Source organism: Geobacillus sp. TFV-3 (assembly GCF_009901865.1).
GTDB classification, from domain to species: domain Bacteria; phylum Bacillota; class Bacilli; order Bacillales; family Anoxybacillaceae; genus Geobacillus; species Geobacillus thermoleovorans_A.
This window is the reverse complement of the sequence record NZ_MPSP01000001.1, coordinates 2,218,652-2,241,260: the sequence shown is the minus strand read 5'-3', so window position 1 is coordinate 2,241,260 and position 22,609 is coordinate 2,218,652. Positions and strand designations below refer to the sequence as shown.

22 protein-coding genes are annotated in these 22,609 nt (G+C 53.9%); all 22 read left to right on the top strand.

Annotated features, from left to right (window positions below):
- Positions 1–34: 34 nt before the first annotated feature.
- The 22 genes from BJQ97_RS11255 (at position 35) to ribF (ending at position 22,551) form a co-directional block, all read left to right on the top strand.
- Entirely contained in the window at positions 35–790 is a 756-nt protein-coding gene (locus BJQ97_RS11255; RefSeq protein ID WP_160156642.1) for a FliA/WhiG family RNA polymerase sigma factor, read from the top strand.
- A gap of 16 nt (positions 791–806) precedes the next feature.
- Entirely contained in the window at positions 807–1,052 is a 246-nt protein-coding gene (locus BJQ97_RS11250; protein ID WP_160156641.1) for a hypothetical protein, read from the top strand.
- Between the two features lie 8 nt (positions 1,053–1,060).
- Complete coding sequence (locus tag BJQ97_RS11245; RefSeq protein WP_160156640.1) at positions 1,061–1,678, top strand: hypothetical protein; 618 nt, start codon at positions 1,061–1,063, stop codon at positions 1,676–1,678.
- Between the two features lie 162 nt (positions 1,679–1,840).
- Positions 1,841–2,548, top strand: a complete 708-nt coding sequence (gene rpsB, locus BJQ97_RS11240) for a 30S ribosomal protein S2 (RefSeq protein ID WP_013145737.1) — start codon at positions 1,841–1,843, stop codon at positions 2,546–2,548.
- Positions 2,549–2,705: 157 nt separating this feature from the next.
- A complete protein-coding gene (gene tsf / locus BJQ97_RS11235; RefSeq protein ID WP_011230750.1) occupies positions 2,706–3,590 on the top strand; it encodes a translation elongation factor Ts in 885 nt (294 codons plus the stop codon).
- Between the two features lie 68 nt (positions 3,591–3,658).
- On the top strand, positions 3,659–4,381 hold the full coding sequence (gene pyrH / locus BJQ97_RS11230; RefSeq protein ID WP_011230751.1) for a UMP kinase: 723 nt from the start codon (positions 3,659–3,661) through the stop codon (positions 4,379–4,381).
- 2 nt (positions 4,382–4,383) lie between these two features.
- Complete coding sequence (frr, locus tag BJQ97_RS11225; RefSeq protein WP_011230752.1) at positions 4,384–4,941, top strand: ribosome recycling factor; 558 nt, start codon at positions 4,384–4,386, stop codon at positions 4,939–4,941.
- Positions 4,942–5,023: 82 nt separating this feature from the next.
- Positions 5,024–5,797 carry an undecaprenyl pyrophosphate synthase gene (locus BJQ97_RS11220; RefSeq protein WP_160156639.1) on the top strand — a complete coding sequence of 258 codons (774 nt, stop codon included), beginning with the start codon at positions 5,024–5,026 and terminating at the stop codon, positions 5,795–5,797.
- The gene (locus tag BJQ97_RS11215) at positions 5,794–6,588 is read left to right on the top strand and encodes a phosphatidate cytidylyltransferase (protein WP_160156638.1); all 795 of its coding nucleotides are present in this window, start codon (positions 5,794–5,796) and stop codon (positions 6,586–6,588) included. The genes BJQ97_RS11220 and BJQ97_RS11215 overlap by 4 nt, the downstream gene beginning before the upstream one ends.
- Positions 6,589–6,608: 20 nt before the next feature.
- Entirely contained in the window at positions 6,609–7,757 is a 1,149-nt protein-coding gene (gene dxr / locus BJQ97_RS11210; RefSeq protein WP_160156637.1) for a 1-deoxy-D-xylulose-5-phosphate reductoisomerase, read from the top strand.
- A gap of 2 nt (positions 7,758–7,759) precedes the next feature.
- Complete coding sequence (rseP, locus tag BJQ97_RS11205) at positions 7,760–9,025, top strand: RIP metalloprotease RseP (protein WP_201451690.1); 1,266 nt, start codon at positions 7,760–7,762, stop codon at positions 9,023–9,025.
- Between the two features lie 23 nt (positions 9,026–9,048).
- Complete coding sequence (locus BJQ97_RS11200) at positions 9,049–10,752, top strand: proline--tRNA ligase (RefSeq protein WP_160156635.1); 1,704 nt, start codon at positions 9,049–9,051, stop codon at positions 10,750–10,752.
- A gap of 103 nt (positions 10,753–10,855) precedes the next feature.
- Complete coding sequence (locus BJQ97_RS11195) at positions 10,856–15,160, top strand: PolC-type DNA polymerase III (protein WP_160157603.1); 4,305 nt, start codon at positions 10,856–10,858, stop codon at positions 15,158–15,160.
- A 245-nt stretch (positions 15,161–15,405) separates the two neighbouring features.
- Positions 15,406–15,879, top strand: a complete 474-nt coding sequence (rimP, locus tag BJQ97_RS11190; RefSeq protein WP_160156634.1) for a ribosome maturation factor RimP — start codon at positions 15,406–15,408, stop codon at positions 15,877–15,879.
- 24 nt (positions 15,880–15,903) lie between these two features.
- Positions 15,904–17,055 carry a transcription termination factor NusA gene (gene nusA / locus BJQ97_RS11185; protein ID WP_160156633.1) on the top strand — a complete coding sequence of 384 codons (1,152 nt, stop codon included), beginning with the start codon at positions 15,904–15,906 and terminating at the stop codon, positions 17,053–17,055.
- Positions 17,056–17,068: 13 nt separating this feature from the next.
- The gene (gene rnpM / locus BJQ97_RS11180; RefSeq protein WP_044731692.1) at positions 17,069–17,359 is read left to right on the top strand and encodes an RNase P modulator RnpM; all 291 of its coding nucleotides are present in this window, start codon (positions 17,069–17,071) and stop codon (positions 17,357–17,359) included.
- Positions 17,349–17,657: a YlxQ family RNA-binding protein gene (locus BJQ97_RS11175; protein WP_160156632.1), complete on the top strand. Its 309-nt coding sequence runs from the start codon at positions 17,349–17,351 to the stop codon at positions 17,655–17,657. The genes rnpM and BJQ97_RS11175 overlap by 11 nt, the downstream gene beginning before the upstream one ends.
- A gap of 13 nt (positions 17,658–17,670) precedes the next feature.
- Positions 17,671–19,890 (top strand): translation initiation factor IF-2, encoded by a 2,220-nt coding sequence (infB, locus tag BJQ97_RS11170; RefSeq protein ID WP_160156631.1) that lies wholly within the window; start codon positions 17,671–17,673, stop codon positions 19,888–19,890.
- Positions 19,887–20,165, top strand: a complete 279-nt coding sequence (locus BJQ97_RS11165; RefSeq protein ID WP_011230764.1) for a DUF503 domain-containing protein — start codon at positions 19,887–19,889, stop codon at positions 20,163–20,165. Before infB ends, BJQ97_RS11165 begins: the two co-directional genes overlap by 4 nt.
- 15 nt (positions 20,166–20,180) lie before the next feature.
- Positions 20,181–20,564, top strand: coding sequence for a 30S ribosome-binding factor RbfA (rbfA, locus tag BJQ97_RS11160; RefSeq protein ID WP_160156630.1), 384 nt, complete (start codon positions 20,181–20,183; stop codon positions 20,562–20,564).
- A 54-nt stretch (positions 20,565–20,618) separates the two neighbouring features.
- Positions 20,619–21,527: a tRNA pseudouridine(55) synthase TruB gene (gene truB, locus BJQ97_RS11155; protein WP_160156629.1), complete on the top strand. Its 909-nt coding sequence runs from the start codon at positions 20,619–20,621 to the stop codon at positions 21,525–21,527.
- A 43-nt stretch (positions 21,528–21,570) separates the two neighbouring features.
- A complete protein-coding gene (ribF, locus tag BJQ97_RS11150) occupies positions 21,571–22,551 on the top strand; it encodes a bifunctional riboflavin kinase/FAD synthetase (protein ID WP_201451730.1) in 981 nt (326 codons plus the stop codon).
- The last annotated feature ends 58 nt before the right edge of the window (positions 22,552–22,609 follow it).

Below are 22,609 nucleotides of genomic sequence, written 5' to 3'. Positions count from 1 at the left end.
GATGCGCCGTTTCCGCAAGGCAAGGGGGAGAATAATGGGAAGCGCGCTAAAAGGAGAAGAACGGAAATACTGGGATGAATGGATCAACGGCCGTAACCGCCACGCGGCCGAGGAGCTGGTGCAGCGCTATATGCCGCTTGTTTTCTACCACGTGCAGCGGCTTTCGGCGACGCTGCCGAGCTCCGTGCCGAAGGATGAGCTCGTCAGCCTTGGACTCGTCGGCTTATACGATGCGTTGGAGAAATTTGATCCATCGCGTGATTTGAAGTTCGATACGTACGCCTCGTTCCGCATCCGCGGCGCCATCTTAGACGGTTTGCGCAAAGAAGACTGGCTGCCGCGCAGCATGCGCGATAAGGCAAAAAAAATTGAGGAAGCTATCGAGCGGCTCGAACAGCGGCACATGCGATCGGTGACGGCGAAAGAGATCGCCGCTGAGCTCGGGATGACGGAAGAAGAAGTGCAGACGGCGGCGAGTGAAACGTTTTTTTCCCATTGGCTGCCGCTCGGGCAGACGACCATCGACGAAGATGAAGGAATATTGGCGGTTCGCGACGACCGCGCTCCGCTTCCCGAGGAGCAAATCGTCAAGCAGGAAATGATCGAAAAGCTCGCTGAAGCCATCGGACAGTTGAATGAAAAAGAGCAGCTCGTCATCAGTTTGTTTTACAAAGAGGAACTGACGTTTACAGAAATCGCGAGTCTTTTGCATTTGTCGACATCAAGAATTTCGCAAATTCATGCAAAAGCGCTTTGGAAACTGCGCCGCTTTTTTGAAAAAGACCCATGAGGGGAGAGAAAAAACGATGGACATCCAGCTTCCAGCGTTGCAAAGCGTCATGCCGAAAACGCCCGATGCGGAAAGGCTTCAAGCCTCGACGCAACAACACTCCTATGCAGTGCAGGCGCAAATGGCAGCTGCCGGTGAAAAGCGGTCGGAGCGTGCGCGCCGTCGGGTGACGGATAAACGAACGAGCGCCCGTCTTGAGCAGGAGGCGTCCCATTTTGGAGGACATCCTTATAAAGGAAAAACGATCGACATTCAAGGATAGTGAACATCATGATGGCATTTTGGCTAACGATCAGTTTGCTGTTGCACGCCTTGTCGTTTTGGTTGATCATTGTGCTTTTCCTCCGCTTGTCGCGGCTTGGCGAGGCAGAGAGGCGGGCCGAGGAGCTCGAGGAAGCCATGACCGCTTATCTTGCTGCCTGGAAGGAAGAAAACGAGCGATTTTTGGCTGAGCTTGACTCGTTGCTTGGCAGCGGAGCGGCACCATTCGTTGTTGCACCGGAAACGAACGGTGCGCTCAGTGTGCAACGGGGCGCGAGCGGGAAAGAGACGGCGTCTATGCCGGGGGCGGGAGGCGGTGAAATCGGAGCAGGGTTCGAAAAGCGAACAGCGGAAGCAAAAAAGGGGGAAAACGAGCCGGCGGAGCAGGGAGAAACCGAAAAACGCACAGAAACAAGCCGCTCCAGCGCAACGCTGGACTATTTCCCAGACATCGGAACGGTCAAGGATGTGCTCGAACTTTCACTCGCTCGATCAGCCGACGCGAGTGAGCTTGCTCGCCGCCTATATGCGGAAGGGGTGGCGGTTGAGGAAATTGCCAAACAGCTCGGCAAAGGGAAAACGGAAGTCGAGCTATGGCTCAAATTTGCGCAAAAAACGAATCAATAGGCGAATAACAGCTTGATTTGCCGTTTGCAGTTGTGATATATTTTTTCATGGTGTGAATACACACGCCTGATGATTTCAGCAACGGTGCTGGGAACTCCAGTCTTGCTGAAAGATGAGGCAGGCGGAGGACCAAAAACCACTAAGGAAACAGGAGGAGCATACATGTCGGTTATTTCGATGAAACAACTGCTTGAAGCTGGCGTCCACTTTGGACATCAGACGCGCCGTTGGAATCCGAAGATGAAAAAATACATTTTCACGGAGCGCAACGGCATCTATATCATCGACTTGCAAAAAACGGTGAAAAAAGTCGAGGAAGCATACAACTTCGTCCGCGAATTGGCGGCGAATGGCGGCAAAATTTTGTTCGTCGGCACGAAAAAACAAGCGCAAGAGTCGGTGAAAGAAGAAGCGGAACGCTGCGGCATGTTTTATGTCAACCAACGCTGGCTCGGCGGCACGCTGACGAACTTCGCTACGATCCAAAAGCGGATCAAACGGCTGCGTGAAATCGAAAAAATGGAAGAAGATGGCATATTTGACGTTTTGCCGAAAAAAGAAGTCATTCGCTTGAAAAAAGAAAAAGAGCGTCTTGAGAAGTTTTTGGGCGGCATCAAAGACATGAAAGAGCTGCCGGATGCGTTGTTTGTCATCGACCCGCGCAAAGAGCGGATCGCGGTGGCGGAAGCGCGCAAGCTGAACATCCCGATCATCGGCATCGTCGATACGAACTGCGATCCGGACGAAATTGACTATGTCATTCCGGCCAACGACGACGCCATCCGCGCTGTCAAACTGTTGACTTCAAAAATCGCCGACGCCGTGCTTGAGGCGAAACAAGGCGAAGAAGCGGCTGTCGCGGCAGAGTAACGATGCACAAGAAAGGTGATAAGAGGGGAAAGCCTTTTATCACCTTTTTTTGAGACAGAAATGAGCAGCTTTTGGCTATACTAACGAATAAGGGCAAAACGGGAAGCCGTTGCCGGCGCCGATACATATACGGGACAATGAGAAGGAGGATTTTTTTATGGCGATTACAGCACAAATGGTGAAAGAACTGCGCGAAAAAACAGGCGCAGGCATGATGGACTGCAAAAAGGCGCTCACCGAAACAAACGGTGACATGGAGAAAGCGATTGACTGGCTGCGCGAAAAAGGAATTGCCAAAGCGGCGAAAAAAGCGGACCGCATCGCGGCCGAAGGGATGGCGTACATCGCGGTGGAAGGCAATACCGCCGTCATTTTGGAAGTGAACTCGGAAACGGACTTCGTTGCGAAAAACGAAGCATTTCAAACGCTTGTCAAAGAGCTGGCCGCCCACTTGCTGAAACAAAAGCCGGCTTCGCTTGATGAAGCGCTTGGTCAAACGATGGACAACGGGTCGACCGTCCAAGACTACATCAACGAAGCGATTGCCAAAATTGGTGAAAAAATTACGCTTCGCCGCTTTGCCGTCGTCAATAAAGCGGACGGCGAAACGTTCGGTGCGTACTTGCACATGGGCGGGCGCATCGGCGTATTAACGTTATTAGCCGGCAATGCGAGCGAAGACGTCGCCAAAGATGTGGCCATGCACATTGCCGCACTTCATCCGAAATACGTCTCGCGCGACGACGTGCCGCAGGAAGAGATTGCGCATGAGCGTGAAGTATTGAAACAACAGGCATTGAACGAAGGCAAGCCGGAGAAAATCGTTGAAAAAATGGTCGAAGGCCGGCTGAACAAGTTTTACGAAGACGTCTGCCTGCTCGAGCAAGCGTTCGTGAAAAACCCGGATGTGACGGTGCGCCAATACGTCGAATCGAACGGAGCAACAGTCAAGCAGTTCATCCGTTACGAAGTCGGCGAAGGGCTCGAAAAACGCCAAGACAATTTCGCCGAAGAAGTCATGAGCCAAGTCAGAAAGCAATGACGGACCGCAACAGGGAACACGCGCGTGTTCCCTGTTTTTCAAAGCGACTCGCATCATGGAGGTTGGACATGGAACAGCCAAAATACAAACGCGTCGTGTTAAAGTTGAGCGGGGAAGCGCTCGCCGGAAAGCAAGGGTTTGGCATTCAACCGGCGGTCATTCAGTCGATCGCCAAACAAGTGAAAGAAGTTGTTGAACTGGGCGTCGAGGTCGCCATCGTCGTCGGCGGCGGCAACATTTGGCGTGGAAAAACGGGAAGCGAAATGGGCATGGACCGGGCGACGGCTGATTACATGGGCATGTTGGCGACGGTGATGAACGCCCTCGCCTTGCAGGACAGCCTTGAGCAGCTCGGTGTGGAAACGCGGGTGCAAACATCGATTGAAATGCGGCAAGTGGCCGAACCGTACATTCGCCGCCGGGCGATTCGCCATCTTGAGAAAAAACGAGTTGTCATTTTCGCCGCCGGCACAGGCAACCCGTACTTTTCGACCGATACGACTGCGGCCTTAAGGGCGGCGGAAATCGAGGCGGACGTCATTTTAATGGCGAAAAACAACGTCGATGGCGTCTACAGCGCCGACCCGAACGTCGACGCCAATGCGGTCAAATACGATGAGCTGTCGTACTTGGACGTCATCAAGCAAGGCCTCGGCGTCATGGATTCGACTGCTTCCTCGCTTTGCATGGACAACAACATTCCGCTCATCGTCTTCTCGATTATGGAAGAAGGCAATATTAAACGCGCAGTGTTAGGTGAAAACATCGGAACGATCGTAAGGGGGAAATAACGATGGCAAAGCAAGTGATCCAACAGGCGAAAGAAAAGATGGATAAAGCGGTGCAAGCGTTCACCCGCGAGCTGGCAAGCATTCGCGCTGGACGGGCGAACGCAGGGCTGCTTGAGAAAGTAACCGTTGACTATTACGGCGTACCGACGCCGATCAACCAGCTGGCTTCCATCAGCGTGCCGGAAGCGCGGCTGCTTGTCATTCAGCCGTATGACAAATCGGCCATCAAAGAAATGGAAAAAGCGATTTTAGCATCGGATTTAGGGCTGACGCCATCGAATGACGGATCAGTCATTCGTCTTGTCATTCCGCCGCTCACCGAGGAACGGCGCCGCGAGCTGGCGAAGCTTGTCAAAAAGTATTCAGAAGACGCGAAAGTCGCGGTGCGCAACATCCGCCGCGATGCGAACGATGAATTGAAAAAACTCGAGAAAAACGGAGAGATTACGGAAGACGAGCTCCGCAGCTACACGGACGAAGTGCAAAAGCTGACCGATGACCACATCGCCAAAATTGACGCCATCACAAAAGAAAAAGAAAAAGAAGTAATGGAAGTATAGGCAAAGCGATGCAAACCCTCTATGTTGATGGAGGGTTTTTTTGCTATAATGGAAAGGCAAAACACGATCCCGGAGGACTCGTATGTTCAATAAAATGCGAAAAACAAAAGAGAAAGACGTCCCGGTGACGAAAGAAGAGGTGCTCAGGCATCCGGTGCCGAACCACGTCGCCATCATTATGGACGGAAACGGGAGATGGGCGAAAAAGAGGGCGCTGCCGAGGGCGGCCGGCCATTACGAAGGCATGCAAGTGGTGCGCAAAATCACGCGTTTTGCGAATGAGCTGGGGATTCAGATTTTGTCGCTTTACGCGTTTTCGACAGAAAACTGGAAACGTCCGAAAAATGAAGTCGATTATTTGATGAAGCTGCCGGAACAGTTTTTGACGACGTTTCTTCCCGAACTCGTCGCCGAAAATGTCAAAGTCCAAGTGATCGGTCATACGGAGGCGCTGCCCGATCATACGCGCCGGGCGGTTGAGAAAGCTGTGGAGGAAACAAGCAGCAACACCGGCCTTGTGCTAAACTTTGCCCTTAATTATGGAAGCCGGGCGGAAATCACTGCCGCCGTAAAGCAGATCGCCAAAGACGTCGAACGCGGGATGCTCGCGCCGGAAGACATCACCGAGCCGCTCATTTCCTCGTACTTGATGACGAGCGAGCTCGCTGACCCTGACTTGCTCATCCGTACGAGCGGGGAGATTCGCTTGAGCAATTTCATGCTTTGGCAGTTGGCGTATACGGAACTTTGGTTTACGGATGTGTTATGGCCAGATTTTACAGAGCAACATTTCTTAGAGGCGATTGCCGCTTACCAGCGGCGCGACCGCCGATTTGGAGGAGTGTCAGCGCGATGAAGCAGCGAATCATCACCGGAGTCATAGCGGCGGCGCTCTTTTTGCCGATTGTTATTTTTGGCGGATTTCCGTTTATAATAGTAACATATATATTGGCCACGATCGGGCTGTTTGAATTGCTGCGTATGAAGGGGATGCGTCTTGGGTCGTTTGCCGGGGCCGCTGGATTGATCGCCCTTTGGTTGTTGCTCGTTCCCGCTCGTTACGGCGGCGAGTGGTTGGCGTCTGGGACCGCCAAATTTGGCGTGCTCGCCGCTTTGGCTTTTTTGCTGCTTGTCGGTACGGTCGTGACGAAAAATGCGCTCTCGTTCGATGAGGCGGCGTTTGTCGTTTTGGCGGTCGTCTATGTCGGTGTAGGGTTTTTCTGTTTCGGCGCTGTTCGTTTGGTTGGGTTCGTGTACTTCGTTTATGCCTTGTTTGTCATTTGGGCGACTGACATTGGGGCGTATTTCTTTGGCCGCGCGTTTGGCCGGCGCAAGCTATGGCCGGAGATCAGCCCGAAAAAAACGGTGGAAGGCGCCATCGGCGGCATCGCTTCCGCGGCTGTTGTCGCCGCGATTTACGAGTGGGCGGCGGCGCCGTTTGGCAGTTTGGCGGCGGCGCTTGGCGTCGCGTTGTTGCTGTCGGCGTTCGGTCAGTTCGGCGATTTGATCGAATCGGCATTTAAGCGCCATTACGGCGTCAAAGATTCCGGGGCGATCTTGCCGGGGCATGGCGGCATTTTAGACCGGTTTGACAGCTTGCTGTTCGTGCTGCCGATATTGTACATATTGCTTGCAATCGCACGATAAGCGGGTGAGGAGTGAAACAATTGAAATATATTAGTATATTAGGGGCGAGCGGATCAATTGGCACACAGACGCTCGATGTCATCCGCGCCCATCCGGACGAATTCCGCTTGGCCGCCGCATCAGTCGGAAAAAATATCGAGGCGGCGAGGCGGCTGATCGCTGAATTTTCCCCAAGTCTTGTCGCCGTCGCTGACCGTGATGCGTATGAAGTTCTGTATCGCGAGTACCGCGGACAGACGACGATCGTGTACGGAGAGGAAGGATTGATTGAAGCAGCCGTTTGCCCACAAGCCGATGTTGTCGTCACCGCTGTCGTCGGCAGCGTCGGCCTTGTGCCGACGCTAAAGGCGATTGAAGCGGGAAAAGCGATTGCCCTCGCCAACAAAGAGACGCTCGTTGTCGCCGGACATCTCGTCATGGCTGCAGCCAAGCGGCGCGGCGTGCCGCTGTTGCCGGTGGACAGCGAACACTCGGCTATTTTTCAATGTTTGCAAGGGGAAAAGTTGGAGCACGTCGAGAAACTGATTTTAACTGCATCCGGCGGCAGCTTCCGCGACAAGACGCGCCGAGAGCTCGCACATGTGACGGTTGAGGAGGCGCTCCGCCATCCGAACTGGTCGATGGGGGCAAAAATTACGATTGATTCGGCGACCATGATGAATAAAGGATTTGAGGTCATTGAGGCTCATTGGCTGTTCGGGCTGCCGTATGAGCGGATTGAGGTTGTTTTGCATCGAGAAAGCATCATCCATTCGCTCGTTCAGTTCCGTGACACAAGCGTATTGGCGCAGCTTGGAGCGCCGGATATGCGCGTTCCGATCCAATATGCGCTTGCGTATCCAAAGCGGTTGCCGCTCCCATCCGCCAAGCCGCTTGATTTCATCTCGCTTGGGGCGCTCCATTTCGCCCCGGTTGATTTCGACCGCTATCGCTGTTTGCGTCTCGCCTATGAGGCTGGCAAGCGCGGCGGCTCGCTGCCGACGGTGTTGAATGCGGCCAATGAGGAGGCGGTGGCGGCGTTTTTAGCCGGGCGCATTCCGTTTTTGGCCATCGAGGAGTGGATTGAACGCGCGCTCGAGCGCCATCGGCCAGTGAGCGATCCGCAGCTTGAGGACATTCGTGAAATCGATGCGGACGCGCGCGCCTACGTCCGCTCACTACTATCATAAAGGTGGTTGAAACGTTGGAATCGATCATTTCATTTATCGTCGTCTTTGGTGCCCTCGTCTTTTTTCACGAGCTCGGCCACTTGCTGCTGGCAAAACGGGCCGGCATTTTGTGCCGCGAATTTGCCATCGGCTTCGGGCCGAAAGTGTTTTCGTTCAAGAAAAACGAAACGGTGTACACGATCCGCCTGCTCCCGCTTGGCGGCTTCGTCCGCATGGCCGGGGAAGACCCGGAGACGATTGAATTGAAGCGGGGGCAAGTCGTCGGCCTTTTGCTTGATGAGAGCGGCCAAGTGGAAAAAATCGTCCTCAACCATAAGGATGATTATCCAAATATCCGCGTAGTGGAAGTGGAAGAGGCCGATTTAGAGCATGGCATGTATGTGGCCGGCTATACGGATGGTGAGCGGTTCGAGCGGTTTACGGTCAAGGAGCCGGCGTTTTTCGTCGTCGACCGTCAAGAGATTCAAATTGCTCCGTACCATCGCCAATTTGCGGCAAAAACGCTCGGTCAGCGAACGATGACGATTTTGGCCGGACCGCTCGCCAACTTTCTCTTGTCGCTCGTTGTCTTTATCATTATCGGTCTTTTGCAAGGCTATCCGGTCGACAAGCCGGTGATCGGCGAGCTGACGCCGGAAGGAGCGGCGCGTGCCGCCGGCTTGAAGCAAGGGGATGAAGTGATCGCCATTAACGGCGAACGGATGGAAACGTGGACGGAAATCGTCAACACGATTCGCGCCCATCCGGGAGAACCGCTTCAGTTTCAAATTGAGCGGAATGGAAAAGAACGGAGGGTGACGGTCACTCCGGAGGCGAAAACGGTGCAAGGGGAGACGATCGGCTTGATCGGCGTCTATCAGCCGATGGAAAAATCGGTGCTGGGCTCGATCAAGCAAGGGCTGGTTGAGACGTATTACTGGACGCGGGAAATTGTAACGGGGCTCGGCCAATTGATCACCGGCCAGTTTCAGCTTGACATGCTGTCCGGACCGGTCGGCATCGCCGTATCGACCGGCAAAGTTGCTGAGTCTGGGATCTATTACTTGATGAAATGGGGCGCGATTTTAAGCATCAACCTGGGGATTGTCAACTTGTTGCCATTGCCGGCGCTAGACGGCGGGCGGCTCCTCTTTTTCGCCATTGAAGCGGTGCGCGGCAAGCCGGTCGACCGGCAAAAAGAAGGAATGGTCCATTTTATCGGCTTTGCCTTGCTGATGTTGCTTATGCTTGTGGTGACATGGAATGACATTCAAAAATTTTTCCTATAGAGAGAAAACGAGGTGGCTAATGGATGAGACAAAGTCAAGCATTTATTCCGACGTTGCGTGAAGTGCCGGCGGATGCGGAAGTGAAAAGCCATCAGCTCCTGCTGCGGGCCGGCTTCATTCGTCAAAGCGCAAGCGGGGTCTACACGTTTTTGCCGCTTGGGCAGCGTGTTTTGCAAAAAGTGGAAGCGATCATTCGCGAGGAAATGAACCGGATTGGAGCGATGGAGCTCTTCATGCCGGCCTTGCAGCCGGCTGAACTTTGGCAGCAGTCCGGCCGCTGGTACTCGTACGGGCCGGAGCTGATGCGCTTAAAAGACCGGCACGAGCGCGATTTCGCCCTCGGTCCGACGCATGAGGAAATGATCACCGCGATTGTCCGCGACGAGGTGAAAACGTACAAGCGGCTGCCGCTTGTCTTGTATCAAATCCAAACGAAATTCCGCGATGAAAAGCGTCCGCGTTTTGGGCTGTTGCGCGGCCGCGAGTTCATGATGAAAGACGCCTACTCGTTCCATACGTCAAAAGAGAGCTTGGATGAAACGTACAACGACATGTACAACGCCTATTCGAACATTTTCCGCCGCTGCGGATTGAACTTCCGCGCCGTCATCGCTGACTCGGGAGCGATCGGCGGCAAAGATACGCATGAGTTTATGGTGCTCTCAGACATCGGAGAAGATACGATCGCCTACTCGGACGCGTCGGACTACGCCGCCAACATTGAGATGGCGCCGGTCGTGGCGACGTACGAAAAAAGCGATGAGCCGCCAGCCGAATTGAAAAAAGTGGCGACGCCGGGCCAAAAAACGATCGCTGAAGTCGCTTCGTACTTACAAATATCTCCAGAGCGCTGCATCAAATCGCTTTTGTTCAATGTGGACGGCCGCTATGTGCTCGTTCTCGTCCGCGGCGATCATGAAGCGAACGAGGTGAAGGTGAAAAACGTGCTCGACGCGACGGTTGTCGAATTGGCGACGCCGGAAGAAACAGAGCGGGTGATGAACGCTCCAATCGGCTCGCTCGGCCCGATCGGCGTCAGCGAAGACGTCATGGTGATTGCGGACCATGCTGTCACCGCCATCGTCAACGGCGTTTGCGGCGCGAACGAGGAAGGCTATCATTACATCGGCGTGAACCCGGGCCGCGATTTTGCCGTCAGCCAGTATGCGGATTTGCGCTTTGTCCAAGAGGGCGACCCGTCTCCGGACGGCAAAGGAACGATCCGCTTCGCCCGCGGCATTGAAGTCGGGCACGTGTTTAAGCTTGGCACGAAATACAGCGAAGCGATGAACGCCGTCTATTTGGATGAAAACGGCCAAACGCAGACGATGATCATGGGTTGCTACGGCATCGGCGTATCAAGATTGGTGGCCGCAATCGCCGAACAGTTTGCCGACGAACACGGGCTTGTGTGGCCAGCTTCGGTCGCACCGTTCCACATTCATTTGCTTACAGCGAACGCAAAAAGCGATGAACAGCGCGCGCTGGCGGAAGAGTGGTATGAAAAACTCGGACAGGCTGGGTTTGAAGTGTTGTATGACGACCGCCCCGAACGGGCTGGGGTGAAGTTTGCCGACAGCGATTTGATCGGCATTCCGCTCCGCGTCACCGTCGGCAAGCGAGCGGGCGAAGGCGTTGTGGAAGTAAAAGTGCGGAAAACAGGCGAGACGTTCGATGTGCCGGTCAGCGAGCTTGTCGACACTGCGCGCCGTCTCCTTCAATCATGAGTGCCGGCGCTGGCGAAAAAGAATCCTGTCTTTTTCGCCGGCGCTTTTGTTATGGTATGATATAGAAAAGAGAATGATGTTGAGAGGGGAACAAACGGACGTCATGGTGACAAAAGAGCAAAAAGAGAGGTTTCTCATCCTGCTTGAGCAGCTGAAGATGACGTCGGACGAATGGATGCCGCATTTTCGCGAGGCGGCCATTCGCAAAGTCGTGATCGATAAAGAGGAGAAAAGCTGGCATTTTTATTTTCAGTTTGACAACGTGCTGCCGGTTCATGTATACAAAACGTTTGCCGATCGGCTGCAAGCGGCGTTCCGCCATATCGCCGCCGTCCGCCATACAATGGAGGTCGAAGCGCCGCGCGTAACGGAGGCGGATGTGCAGGCGTATTGGCCGCTTTGCCTTGCCGAGCTGCAAGAAGGCATGTCGCCGCTTGTCGATTGGCTCAGCCGGCAGACGCCGGAGCTGAAAGGAAACAAGCTGCTTGTCGTTGCCCGCCATGAAGCGGAAGCGCTGGCGATCAAACGGCGGTTCGCGAAAAAAATCGCTGATGTGTACGCTTCGTTTGGGTTTCCCACCCTTCAGCTTGACGTCAGCGTCGAGCCGTCCAAGCAGGAAATGGAACAGTTTTTGGCGCAAAAACAGCAAGAGGACGAAGAGCGAGCGCTTGCTGTACTGACCGATTTAGCGAGGGAAGAAGAAAAGGCTGCGTCTGCACCTCCGTCCGGCCCGCTTGTCATCGGCTATCCGATCCGCGACGAGGAGCCGGTGCGGCGGCTTGAGACGATCGTCGAAGAAGAGCGGCGCGTCGTGGTGCAAGGCTATGTATTTGACGCCGAAGTGAGCGAATTAAAAAGCGGCCGCACGCTGTTGACCATCAAAATCACAGATTACACGAACTCGATTTTAGTCAAAATGTTCTCGCGCGACAAAGAGGACGCCGAGCTCATGAGCGGCGTCAAAAAAGGCATGTGGGTGAAAGTGCGCGGCAGCGTGCAAAACGATACGTTCGTCCGTGATTTGGTCATCATCGCCAACGATTTGAACGAAATCGCCGCAAACGAACGGCAAGATACGGCGCCGGAAGGGGAAAAGAGGGTCGAGCTGCATTTGCATACCCCGATGAGCCAAATGGACGCGGTCACCTCGGTGACAAAACTCATTGAGCAAGCGAAAAAATGGGGGCATCCGGCGATCGCCGTTACGGACCATGCCGTTGTTCAGTCGTTTCCGGAGGCTTACAGTGCGGCGAAAAAACATGGCATAAAGGTCATTTACGGCCTTGAGGCGAATATCGTCGATGATGGCGTGCCGATCGCCTACAATGAAACGCACCGCCGTCTTTCGGAGGAAACGTACGTCGTCTTTGACGTCGAGACGACGGGCTTGTCGGCTGTGTACAATACGATCATTGAGCTGGCAGCGGTCAAAGTGAAAGACGGCGAGATCATTGATCGGTTTATGTCGTTTGCCAACCCTGGACATCCGTTGTCGGTGACAACGATGGAGCTGACTGGGATCACCGATGAGATGGTGAAAGATGCCCCGAAGCCGGAAGACGTGTTGGCCCGTTTTGTTGACTGGGCCGGCGATGCGACGCTTGTCGCCCACAACGCCAGCTTTGACATCGGTTTTTTAAACGCGGGCCTCGCTCGCATGGGGCGCGGCAAAATCACGAATCCGGTCATCGATACGCTCGAACTGGCCCGTTTTTTATACCCGGATTTGAAAAACCATCGACTCAATACATTGTGCAAAAAATTTGACATTGAATTGACGCAGCACCACCGCGCCATCTACGACGCGGAGGCAACCGGGCATTTGCTTATGAGGCTGCTGAAGGAAGCGGAAGAGCGCGGCATACTGTTTCATGACGAATTAAACAGCCGCACGCACAGCGAAGCGTCCTATCGGCTTGCGCGCCCGTTCCATGTGACGCTGTTGGCGCAAAACGAGACTGGATTGAAAAATTTGTTCAAGCTTGTGTCATTGTCGCACATTCAATATTTTCACCGTATGCCGCGCATCCCGCGCTCCGTGCTCGTCAAGCATCGCGACGGCCTGCTTGTCGGCTCGGGCTGCGACAAAGGAGAGCTGTTTGACAACTTGATCCAAAAGGCGCCAGAAGAAGTCGAAGACATCGCCCGTTTTTACGATTTTCTTGAAGTGCATCCGCCGGACGTGTACAAGCCGCTCATCGAGATGGATTATGTGAAAGACGAAGAGATGATCAAAAACATCATCCGCAGCATCGTCGCCCTTGGTGAGAAGCTCGACATCCCGGTTGTCGCCACTGGCAACGTCCATTACTTGAACCCAGAAGATAAAATTTACCGGAAAATCTTAATCCATTCGCAAGGCGGAGCGAATCCGCTCAACCGCCATGAACTGCCGGATGTATATTTCCGTACGACGAATGAAATGCTTGACTGCTTCTCGTTTTTAGGGCCGGAAAAAGCGAAGGAAATCGTCGTTGACAACACGCAAAAAATCGCTTCGTTAATCGGCGATGTCAAGCCGATCAAAGATGAGCTGTATACGCCGCGCATCGAAGGGGCGGACGAGGAAATCAGGGAAATGAGCTACCGGCGGGCGAAGGACATTTACGGCGACCCGTTGCCGAAGCTTGTGGAAGAGCGGCTTGAGAAGGAGTTAAAAAGCATCATCGGCCATGGCTTTGCCGTCATTTATTTGATCTCGCACAAGCTTGTGAAAAAATCGCTCGATGACGGCTACCTTGTCGGGTCGCGCGGATCGGTCGGCTCGTCGTTTGTCGCGACGATGACGGAAATCACCGAGGTCAATCCGCTGCCGCCGCATTACGTTTGCCCGAACTGCAAGCATTCGGAGTTCTTTAACGATGGTTCGGTCGGCTCAGGATTTGATTTGCCGGATAAAAACTGCCCGCGATGCGGGACGAAATACAAAAAAGACGGGCACGACATCCCGTTTGAGACGTTCCTTGGCTTTAAGGGAGACAAAGTGCCGGATATCGATTTGAACTTCTCCGGCGAATACCAGCCGCGTGCCCACAACTATACGAAAGTGCTGTTTGGCGAAGACAACGTCTACCGCGCCGGGACGATTGGCACGGTCGCTGACAAAACGGCGTACGGATTTGTCAAAGCATATGCGAGCGACCATAATCTTCAGCTGCGCGGCGCGGAAATCGACCGGCTCGCGGCTGGCTGCACCGGGGTGAAGCGGACGACCGGACAGCATCCGGGCGGCATCATCGTTGTCCCGGATTATATGGAAATTTATGATTTTACGCCGATTCAATATCCGGCCGATGACACGTCCTCCGAATGGCGGACGACCCATTTCGACTTCCATTCGATCCACGACAATTTGTTGAAGCTCGATATTCTCGGGCACGACGATCCGACGGTCATTCGCATGCTGCAAGATTTAAGCGGCATCGATCCGAAAACGATCCCGACCGACGACCCGGATGTGATGGGCATTTTCAGCAGCACCGAGCCGCTTGGCGTTACGCCGGAGCAAATCATGTGCAATGTCGGCACGATCGGCATTCCGGAGTTTGGCACGCGCTTCGTTCGGCAAATGTTGGAAGAGACAAGGCCAAAAACGTTTTCCGAACTCGTGCAAATTTCCGGCTTGTCGCACGGCACCGATGTGTGGCTCGGCAACGCGCAAGAGCTCATTCAAAGCGGCACGTGCACGTTATCGGAAGTCATCGGCTGCCGCGACGACATTATGGTCTATTTGATTTACCGCGGGCTCGAACCGTCGCTTGCTTTTAAAATCATGGAATCGGTGCGCAAAGGAAAAGGCTTAACGCCGGAGTTTGAAGCAGAAATGCGCAAACATGATGTGCCGGAGTGGTACATCGATTCATGCAAAAAAATCAAGTACATGTTCCCGAAAGCGCACGCCGCTGCCTACGTATTAATGGCGGTGCGCATCGCCTACTTTAAGGTGCACCATCCGCTTTTGTATTACGCGTCGTACTTTACCGTGCGGGCGGAGGACTTTGACCTTGACGCCATGATCAAAGGGTCAGCCGCCATTCGCAAGCGGATTGAGGAAATCAACGCCAAAGGCATTCAGGCGACGGCGAAAGAAAAAAGCTTGCTCACGGTTCTTGAGGTGGCCTTAGAGATGTGCGAGCGTGGATTTTCCTTTAAAAATATCGATTTGTACCGCTCGCAGGCGACGGAATTCGTCATTGACGGCAATTCGCTCATTCCGCCGTTTAACGCCATTCCAGGGCTTGGGACGAACGTGGCGCAGGCGATCGTGCGCGCTCGCGAGGAAGGCGAGTTTTTGTCGAAGGAGGATTTGCAGCAGCGCGGCAAATTGTCGAAAACGTTGCTCGAGTATCTAGAAAGCCGCGGCTGCCTTGACTCGCTTCCAGACCATAACCAGCTGTCGCTGTTTTAGTGGAAGCGCCGCCGCTGAAGGAAGCGGACATTGCTCTTTCGTCCGGACGGCAGTTTTTTCGTTGCAATATATTTCCCAATGTGTTATAGTTTTAGTGGAATTGGCAAAGATAATGGCAAGCAGAGAGTGGGGAAACCCACTCTTTCGTCTTGAATGGGCACCCGTCTCTCGTTCATTCCCCGCCTTGTGCAGGGGATTTTCTCATTATGCCACGTATGCACGTTTGCTCGGTAAGGAGGAACACAATGAGCAAAAAGGTGACAGAAACGGTCGAACAACTCGTCACACCGATCTTGGACGAAATGGGGCTTGAACTCGTCGATATTGAATATGTGAAGGAAGGGAAAAATTGGTTTTTGCGCGTCTTCATTGACTCTGACGATGGCGTCGATATTGAACAATGCGGTGTTGTCAGCGAAAAATTGAGCGAAAAGCTGGATGAAGTCGATCCGATTCCACATAATTATTTTTTGGAAGTGTCATCGCCCGGAGCGGAGCGGCCGCTGAAAAAGGCAAAAGATTTTGCCAAGGCCATTGGGAAACATGTATATATCAAAACGTATGAGCCCATTGAAGGAGAAAAGCAGTTTGAAGGCGAACTAACCGCTTTTGACGGAACGACCGTAACGCTGTTGGTCAAAGAACGCGGACGGCAAAAAACGGTCGCCATTCCGTATGAAAAAGTGGCAAGCGCCCGATTAGCCGTCATTTTCTTCTAATCGCAAAAGGGGGATTTTTGTTGCATGAACACGCAATTGCTTGAGGCGTTAGCTGATCTGATGCGGGAAAAAGGCATCAGCAAAGAAGTCGTGATGGAAGCGATCGAAGCGGCGATCGTTTCGGCGTATAAACGCAATTTCGGCCAAGCGCAAAACGTGCGCGTCGATCTCAATATGGACACCGGCACAATCCGCGTGTTCGCGCGCAAAGATGTCGTCGAAGAGGTGACCGATCCGCGCCTTGAAATTTCGCTTGAGGAAGCGCAGCGGATCAATCCGAATTATCAAATCGGCGACGTCGTCGAACTCGAAGTGACGCCGCGCGATTTCGGGCGCATCGCCGCACAGACGGCGAAGCAAGTCGTCACCCAGCGCGTGCGCGAGGCGGAGCGGAGCATCATCTACGCCGAATTTGTCGACCGTGAAGAGGATATTATGACCGGCATCGTTCAGCGCGTCGACCCTCGCTTTGTCTACGTCAGCCTCGGCAAGGCGGAGGCGCTCCTGCCGGCAAACGAACAAATGCCGAATGAAACATATAAGCCGCACGACCGGTTGAAAGTATACATTACGAAAGTGGAAAAAACGACAAAAGGGCCGCAAATTTTCGTCTCCCGTACCCACCCGGGACTGTTAAAACGGCTGTTTGAGCTCGAAGTGCCGGAAATTTACGACGGAACGGTCGAGATTAAATCGATCGCCCGCGAAGCCGGCGACCGTTCGAAAATTTCCGTCCACTCCGACAACCCAGAAGTCGATCCGGTCGGCGCATGTGTCGGACCGAGAGGGCAACGCGTGCAGGCCATTGTTGATGAACTGAACGGAGAAAAAATCGATATCGTCCGCTGGTCGGCCGATCCGGTGGAGTTTGTCGCCAACGCGTTAAGCCCAGCGAAAGTGCTGCGCGTCATTGTCAACGAAGAACAAAAGGCGACGACGGTCATCGTTCCGGACTATCAGCTGTCGCTCGCCATCGGCAAACGGGGACAAAACGCGCGGCTGGCGGCGAAATTGACCGGCTGGAAAATTGATATTAAAAGCGAATCGGAAGCGCGGGAGATGGGCATTGATCCGCATGCGCCATCCACTTCGCTTGATTTCATCGATGCGGCGGCCGATAATGAAAATAGCGAACAAAACGGCCCATCGTTTGATCAATCGGCGGAAATCGAGTGAGGGGGAATGAAAAATGGCAGCGCAAAAGAAAATTCCGTTGCGCAAATGCGTCGTCACTGGAGAGATGAAGCCGAAACGGGAGATGGTGCGCATCGTCCGCTCGAAAGAGGGGGAAGTGTCGATCGACCCAACCGGCAAAAAGGCGGGGCGCGGCGCGTATATTACCCTTGATCCGGAATGCATTTTGCAGGCGAAAAAGAAAAACATTTTGGCCCGCCATTTAAAAGCAGACATCGATGATGCGATTTATGACGAATTGCTCGCCTTGGCGGAAAAGGAGAAACAAGCCGGACATGAATCATAACCGTTGGGCATCGCTGCTTGGATTGGCGCAGCGGGCGGGCAAAGTCGTCTCCGGCGAGGAGCTTGTCGTCAAAGAAGTGCAGCGGGGCCGGGCGCGGCTCGTCTTGCTTTCGCAAGACGCATCGGTCAACACCGAAAAAAAAGTGACGGACAAATGCACGTTTTATGGCGTCCCGCTTTGCAAGGTGCCGGACCGGTATACGCTTGGCGGCGCGATCGGCAAGGACGCCCGCGTCGTTGTCGCTGTCACCGATGAAGGGTTTGCGCGCCAATTGCAAACGATGCTCGACCGATCTTAATGGGGGTGAATGTATGTCGAAAATGCGTGTGTATGAATACGCGAAAAAACAAAACGTTCCAAGCAAGGACGTCATTCATAAATTGAAAGAAATGAACATTGAAGTGAACAACCATATGGCGATGCTGGAGGCTGATGTCGTCGAGAAACTCGACCATCAATATCGTCCGAACGCCGGGAAAAGAGAAGAGAAAAAAGCGGAAAAGAAAACGGAGAAGCCGAAACGGCCGACGCCGGCGAAAGCGGCCGATTTTGCCGATGAGGAAATTTTTGACGACAGCAAAGAAGCGGCGAAAATGAAACCAGCGAAGAAAAAAGGAGCGCCAAAAGGGAAGGAAACGAAAAAAACCGAGGCGCAACAGCAGGAAAAGAAACTGCTCCAAGCGGCGAAAAAGAAAGGAAAAGGGCCGGTGAAAGGGAAAAAGCAGGGAGCACCAGCCGCAAAACAAGCGCCGCAGCCGGCGAAAAAAGAAAAAGAGCTGCCGAAAAAAATTACGTTTGAAGGCTCGCTTACCGTGGCCGAATTGGCGAAAAAGCTTGGCCGTGAACCGTCAGAAATTATTAAGAAACTGTTTATGCTCGGCGTGATGGCGACAATCAACCAAGATTTAGACAAAGACGCCATCGAGCTCATCTGCTCGGATTATGGGGTTGAGGTCGAAGAAAAAGTGACGATCGATGAGACGAACTTTGAAGCGATCGAAATTGTCGACGCGCCGGAAGATTTGGTTGAACGGCCGCCGGTCGTGACGATCATGGGGCACGTCGACCACGGGAAAACGACGCTGCTTGATGCAATCCGCCATTCCAAAGTGACGGAGCAAGAAGCTGGTGGTATTACGCAACACATCGGTGCGTATCAAGTGACGGTCAATGATAAAAAAATTACGTTCCTCGATACGCCGGGGCATGAAGCGTTTACAACGATGCGGGCGCGCGGCGCGCAAGTGACTGATATCGTCATTCTTGTCGTTGCCGCGGATGACGGGGTGATGCCGCAGACGGTGGAAGCGATCAACCACGCCAAGGCGGCAAACGTGCCGATTATTGTCGCCATCAACAAAATCGATAAGCCGGAAGCGAACCCAGACCGCGTCATGCAAGAGCTGATGGAATACAACCTTGTTCCGGAAGAATGGGGCGGCGATACGATTTTCTGCAAGTTGTCGGCGAAAACGAAAGAGGGCCTTGATCATCTTTTGGAAATGATTTTGCTTGTCAGTGAAATGGAAGAATTAAAAGCCAACCCGAACCGGCGTGCGGTCGGTACGGTGATCGAAGCGAAGCTTGATAAAGGGCGTGGCCCGGTGGCAACGCTTTTGGTTCAAACGGGAACGCTGCGTGTCGGCGATCCGATCGTCGTCGGCACAACATACGGGCGCGTGCGCGCGATGGTGAACGACAGCGGCCGGCGCGTCAAAGAGGCGACTCCGTCGATGCCAGTCGAAATTACTGGGCTGCATGAAGTGCCGCAAGCCGGCGACCGCTTCATGGTGTTTGAGGATGAGAAAAAGGCGCGGCAAATCGCGGAGGCGCGGGCGCAGCGGCAGTTGCAGGAGCAACGAAGCGTCAAAACGCGCGTCAGCTTGGATGATTTGTTTGAACAAATTAAGCAAGGCGAAATGAAAGAGCTGAATTTGATCGTCAAAGCCGATGTTCAAGGATCGGTTGAGGCGCTTGTCGCCGCCTTGCAAAAAATTGAGGTCGAAGGCGTGCGGGTGAAAATCATCCACGCCGCTGTCGGCGCCATCACCGAATCGGACATTTCGCTGGCGACGGCATCGAACGCCATCGTCATTGGATTTAACGTCCGTCCCGATGCAAACGCAAAGCGCGCCGCTGAATCGGAAAAAGTCGACATCCGCCTCCATCGCATCATTTACAATGTCATCGAGGAAATTGAAGCGGCGATGAAAGGGATGCTCGATCCGGAGTACGAAGAGAAAGTGATCGGTCAGGCGGAAGTGCGGCAAACGTTCAAAGTATCGAAAGTCGGCACGATCGCCGGTTGCTATGTCACTGACGGCAAAATTACCCGCGACAGCAAGGTGCGCCTCATTCGCCAAGGCATTGTCGTCTACGAAGGGGAAATCGATTCGCTCAAGCGGTATAAAGACGATGTGCGTGAAGTGGCGCAAGGGTATGAATGCGGGTTGACGATCAAAAACTTCAATGATATCAAAGAAGGAGATGTCATCGAAGCATACATCATGCAGGAAGTGGCCCGGGCATGATCGGCTTCGCCGCGTGCGAATGCATCATCTACAACGCCCGCTCGCTCAAGGATAAACGGGCCGTCCTGCAGCGGGTCATGACAAGAATCCGGCAAAAATATAACGTCTCTGTGGCCGAAATCGATCATCAAGATGCATGGCAGCGGGCGACCATCGGCCTTGTTGCCATTACGTCCAGCCGCCGGGCGACTGAACGGGAGCTCGAGCGGGCGCTTGCTTTGATCGACTCGTTCCCTGAGCTGGAGCGGGCGGCTACATCATTCGAGTGGTTGTAACCGAGGTGATGGGTGATGAATATACGGGCAACTCGCGTTGGCGAGCAAATGAAAAAAGAGTTGAGCGACATCATCAGCCGCAGGCTGAAAGATCCGCGCATCGGCTTTGTCACGGTGACCGATGTGCGGGTCACCGGTGATTTGCAGCAGGCGAAAGTGTACATCAGTGTTCTCGGCGATGATAAGCAGCGGGAAGAGACGTTGAAGGCGCTCGAGAAAGCGAAAGGGTTTATCCGTTCGGAAATCGGGCAACGCATCCGCCTTCGCAAGACGCCGGAAATTTTCTTTGAAATCGACGAAACGATTGAATACGGCAGCCGCATCGAACAGCTGATCCGGCAAATTTCAAGCGATGACCACCCGGCGAAAGAGGCGGATGAGGAGCCGAACAATGGATAGACGAACCGTCTATCCACTTCCATCCATGATCATGGAAACGGAAAGGGTGCGTCGATGGACGGGGTATTGCTGCTCAATAAACCGAAAGGGATGACGTCTCACGACTGTGTGGCCAAAGTGCGCCGTCTGCTTTGCGTAAAAAAAGCGGGACACACCGGCACCCTTGACCCAAACGTGTCCGGTGTGCTGCCCATTTGCCTTGGCAAGGCGACGCGCATCGCTGAGTTTTTGACCGGGACGACGAAAACGTATGAAGGCAAAGTGACGCTTGGCGCCGCGACGACAACCGAAGATGCAGACGGCGACATCATCGCCGCCCGTTCGGTTGACCGGCCGATTGCGCGTGCGGAAATTGAAGCGGTGTTTGACAGCTTGACCGGAGAAATTGAGCAAACGCCGCCGATGTACTCTGCGGTGAAAGTGGGCGGCAAAAAACTGTATGAATACGCGCGCGCCGGCATCGAAGTTGAACGTCCAACGCGGCGCGTGACCATTTATGAGCTCGAATTGCTTGATGAACGTGAACAATTCCTTGGGGAAACGGTGTCATTTCGCTTTCGCGTCACGTGCAGCAAAGGCACGTACGTGCGTACGCTGGCGGTGATGATCGGCGAGCGGCTCGGCTATCCGGCGCATATGTCGGACCTCATCCGTACGGCGTCCGGGCCGTTTCGGCTTGAAGATTGCGTAACGTTTGAGGACGTTGAGCGCCGGGCGGCCGACGGGACGGCTCATGCCTTGCTCATCTCGATCGAGCGGGCGCTTTTTCATTTGCCGAAATATGAAATCAATGATAAAGTAGCAGAGAAGGTAAAAAACGGGGCGTTGCTCCGGCTTCCCGCTTTCTTCGAGAAGCTTGACGGGCCGGTCGTGCTTGTTTCGCCCGAGCGGGAAGCGCTGGCCCTGTACGTGAAGCATCCGGCGCGCCCCGGCTTGATGAAGCCGCTCAAAGTGTTTCGTTAACGCCGCGGGTGCAGCGCGGAAATAAAAAAGGCAGGTCATGGACATGGAAACGCTGTTTCTTTCGCATCCACACCGTCTCGAACGCCAGGCGCTCCCTCCGGCGGTGATGGCGCTCGGCTATTTCGACGGCATCCACCTTGGCCATCAAAAAGTGATCCGCACCGCGGTCGAGATCGCCAACGAGCGTGGGTACGAAAGCGCGGTGATGACGTTTCATCCTCATCCGTCCGTTGTGCTTGGCAAACAGTCTAAGCTGCGCTCGATCACGCCGCTTGGCAAAAAGGAGCAGCTGATTGCATCACTTGGCGTCAACCGGCTGTACATCGTTGAATTTACGCCGACGTTTGCCGCGCTGTCGCCAGAAGCGTTCGTTGACCAATATTTGGACGGGTTGCACGTGAAACATGTCGTCGCTGGCTTCGATTTCACTTATGGGCGGTTCGGAAAAGGAACGATGGAGACGATGCCGATTCACGCTCGTGGCCGCTTTGGACAGACGGTCATTCCGAAGCTTGCGGTCGATGGGGAAAAAGTGAGCTCGTCCCGGGTGCGGAAACTGCTCGAAAACGGGGCGGTCGAACAGCTTCCCCGCCTGCTCGGCCGCTTTTACGAGCTTGAAGGAACGGTCGTTGCCGGCGAACGGCGCGGGCGGATGATCGGCTTTCCAACGGCGAACATCACTTTAAACAGCGATTATGCTTTGCCGGCAGTCGGCGTCTATGCAGTCAAGGCGATGATCGGCGGGCAAGTATATGAAGGGGTGGCGAACGTCGGCTACAAACCGACATTCCATAAAACGCGCGAAGGATTGCCGAATATTGAAGTGCACTTGTTCAAGTTTTCCGGCGATATTTATGGACAAACGATGACCATTGAGTGGCACCGCCGTCTGCGGAGCGAGCAGAAGTTCGCCAGTGTCGACGAACTGACGGCGCAAATTGCCCGCGACAAGAGAGAGGCGGAGCAGTATTTCCGCTGTTTCAGCGAAAAGACTTGCATTTTGCCGGAAAAAGAGGTATTCTAATCAATGTATGCGAACCATTGCTTGGCTAGGCGAGTCACCGACGCCCGCTCGGCAATCG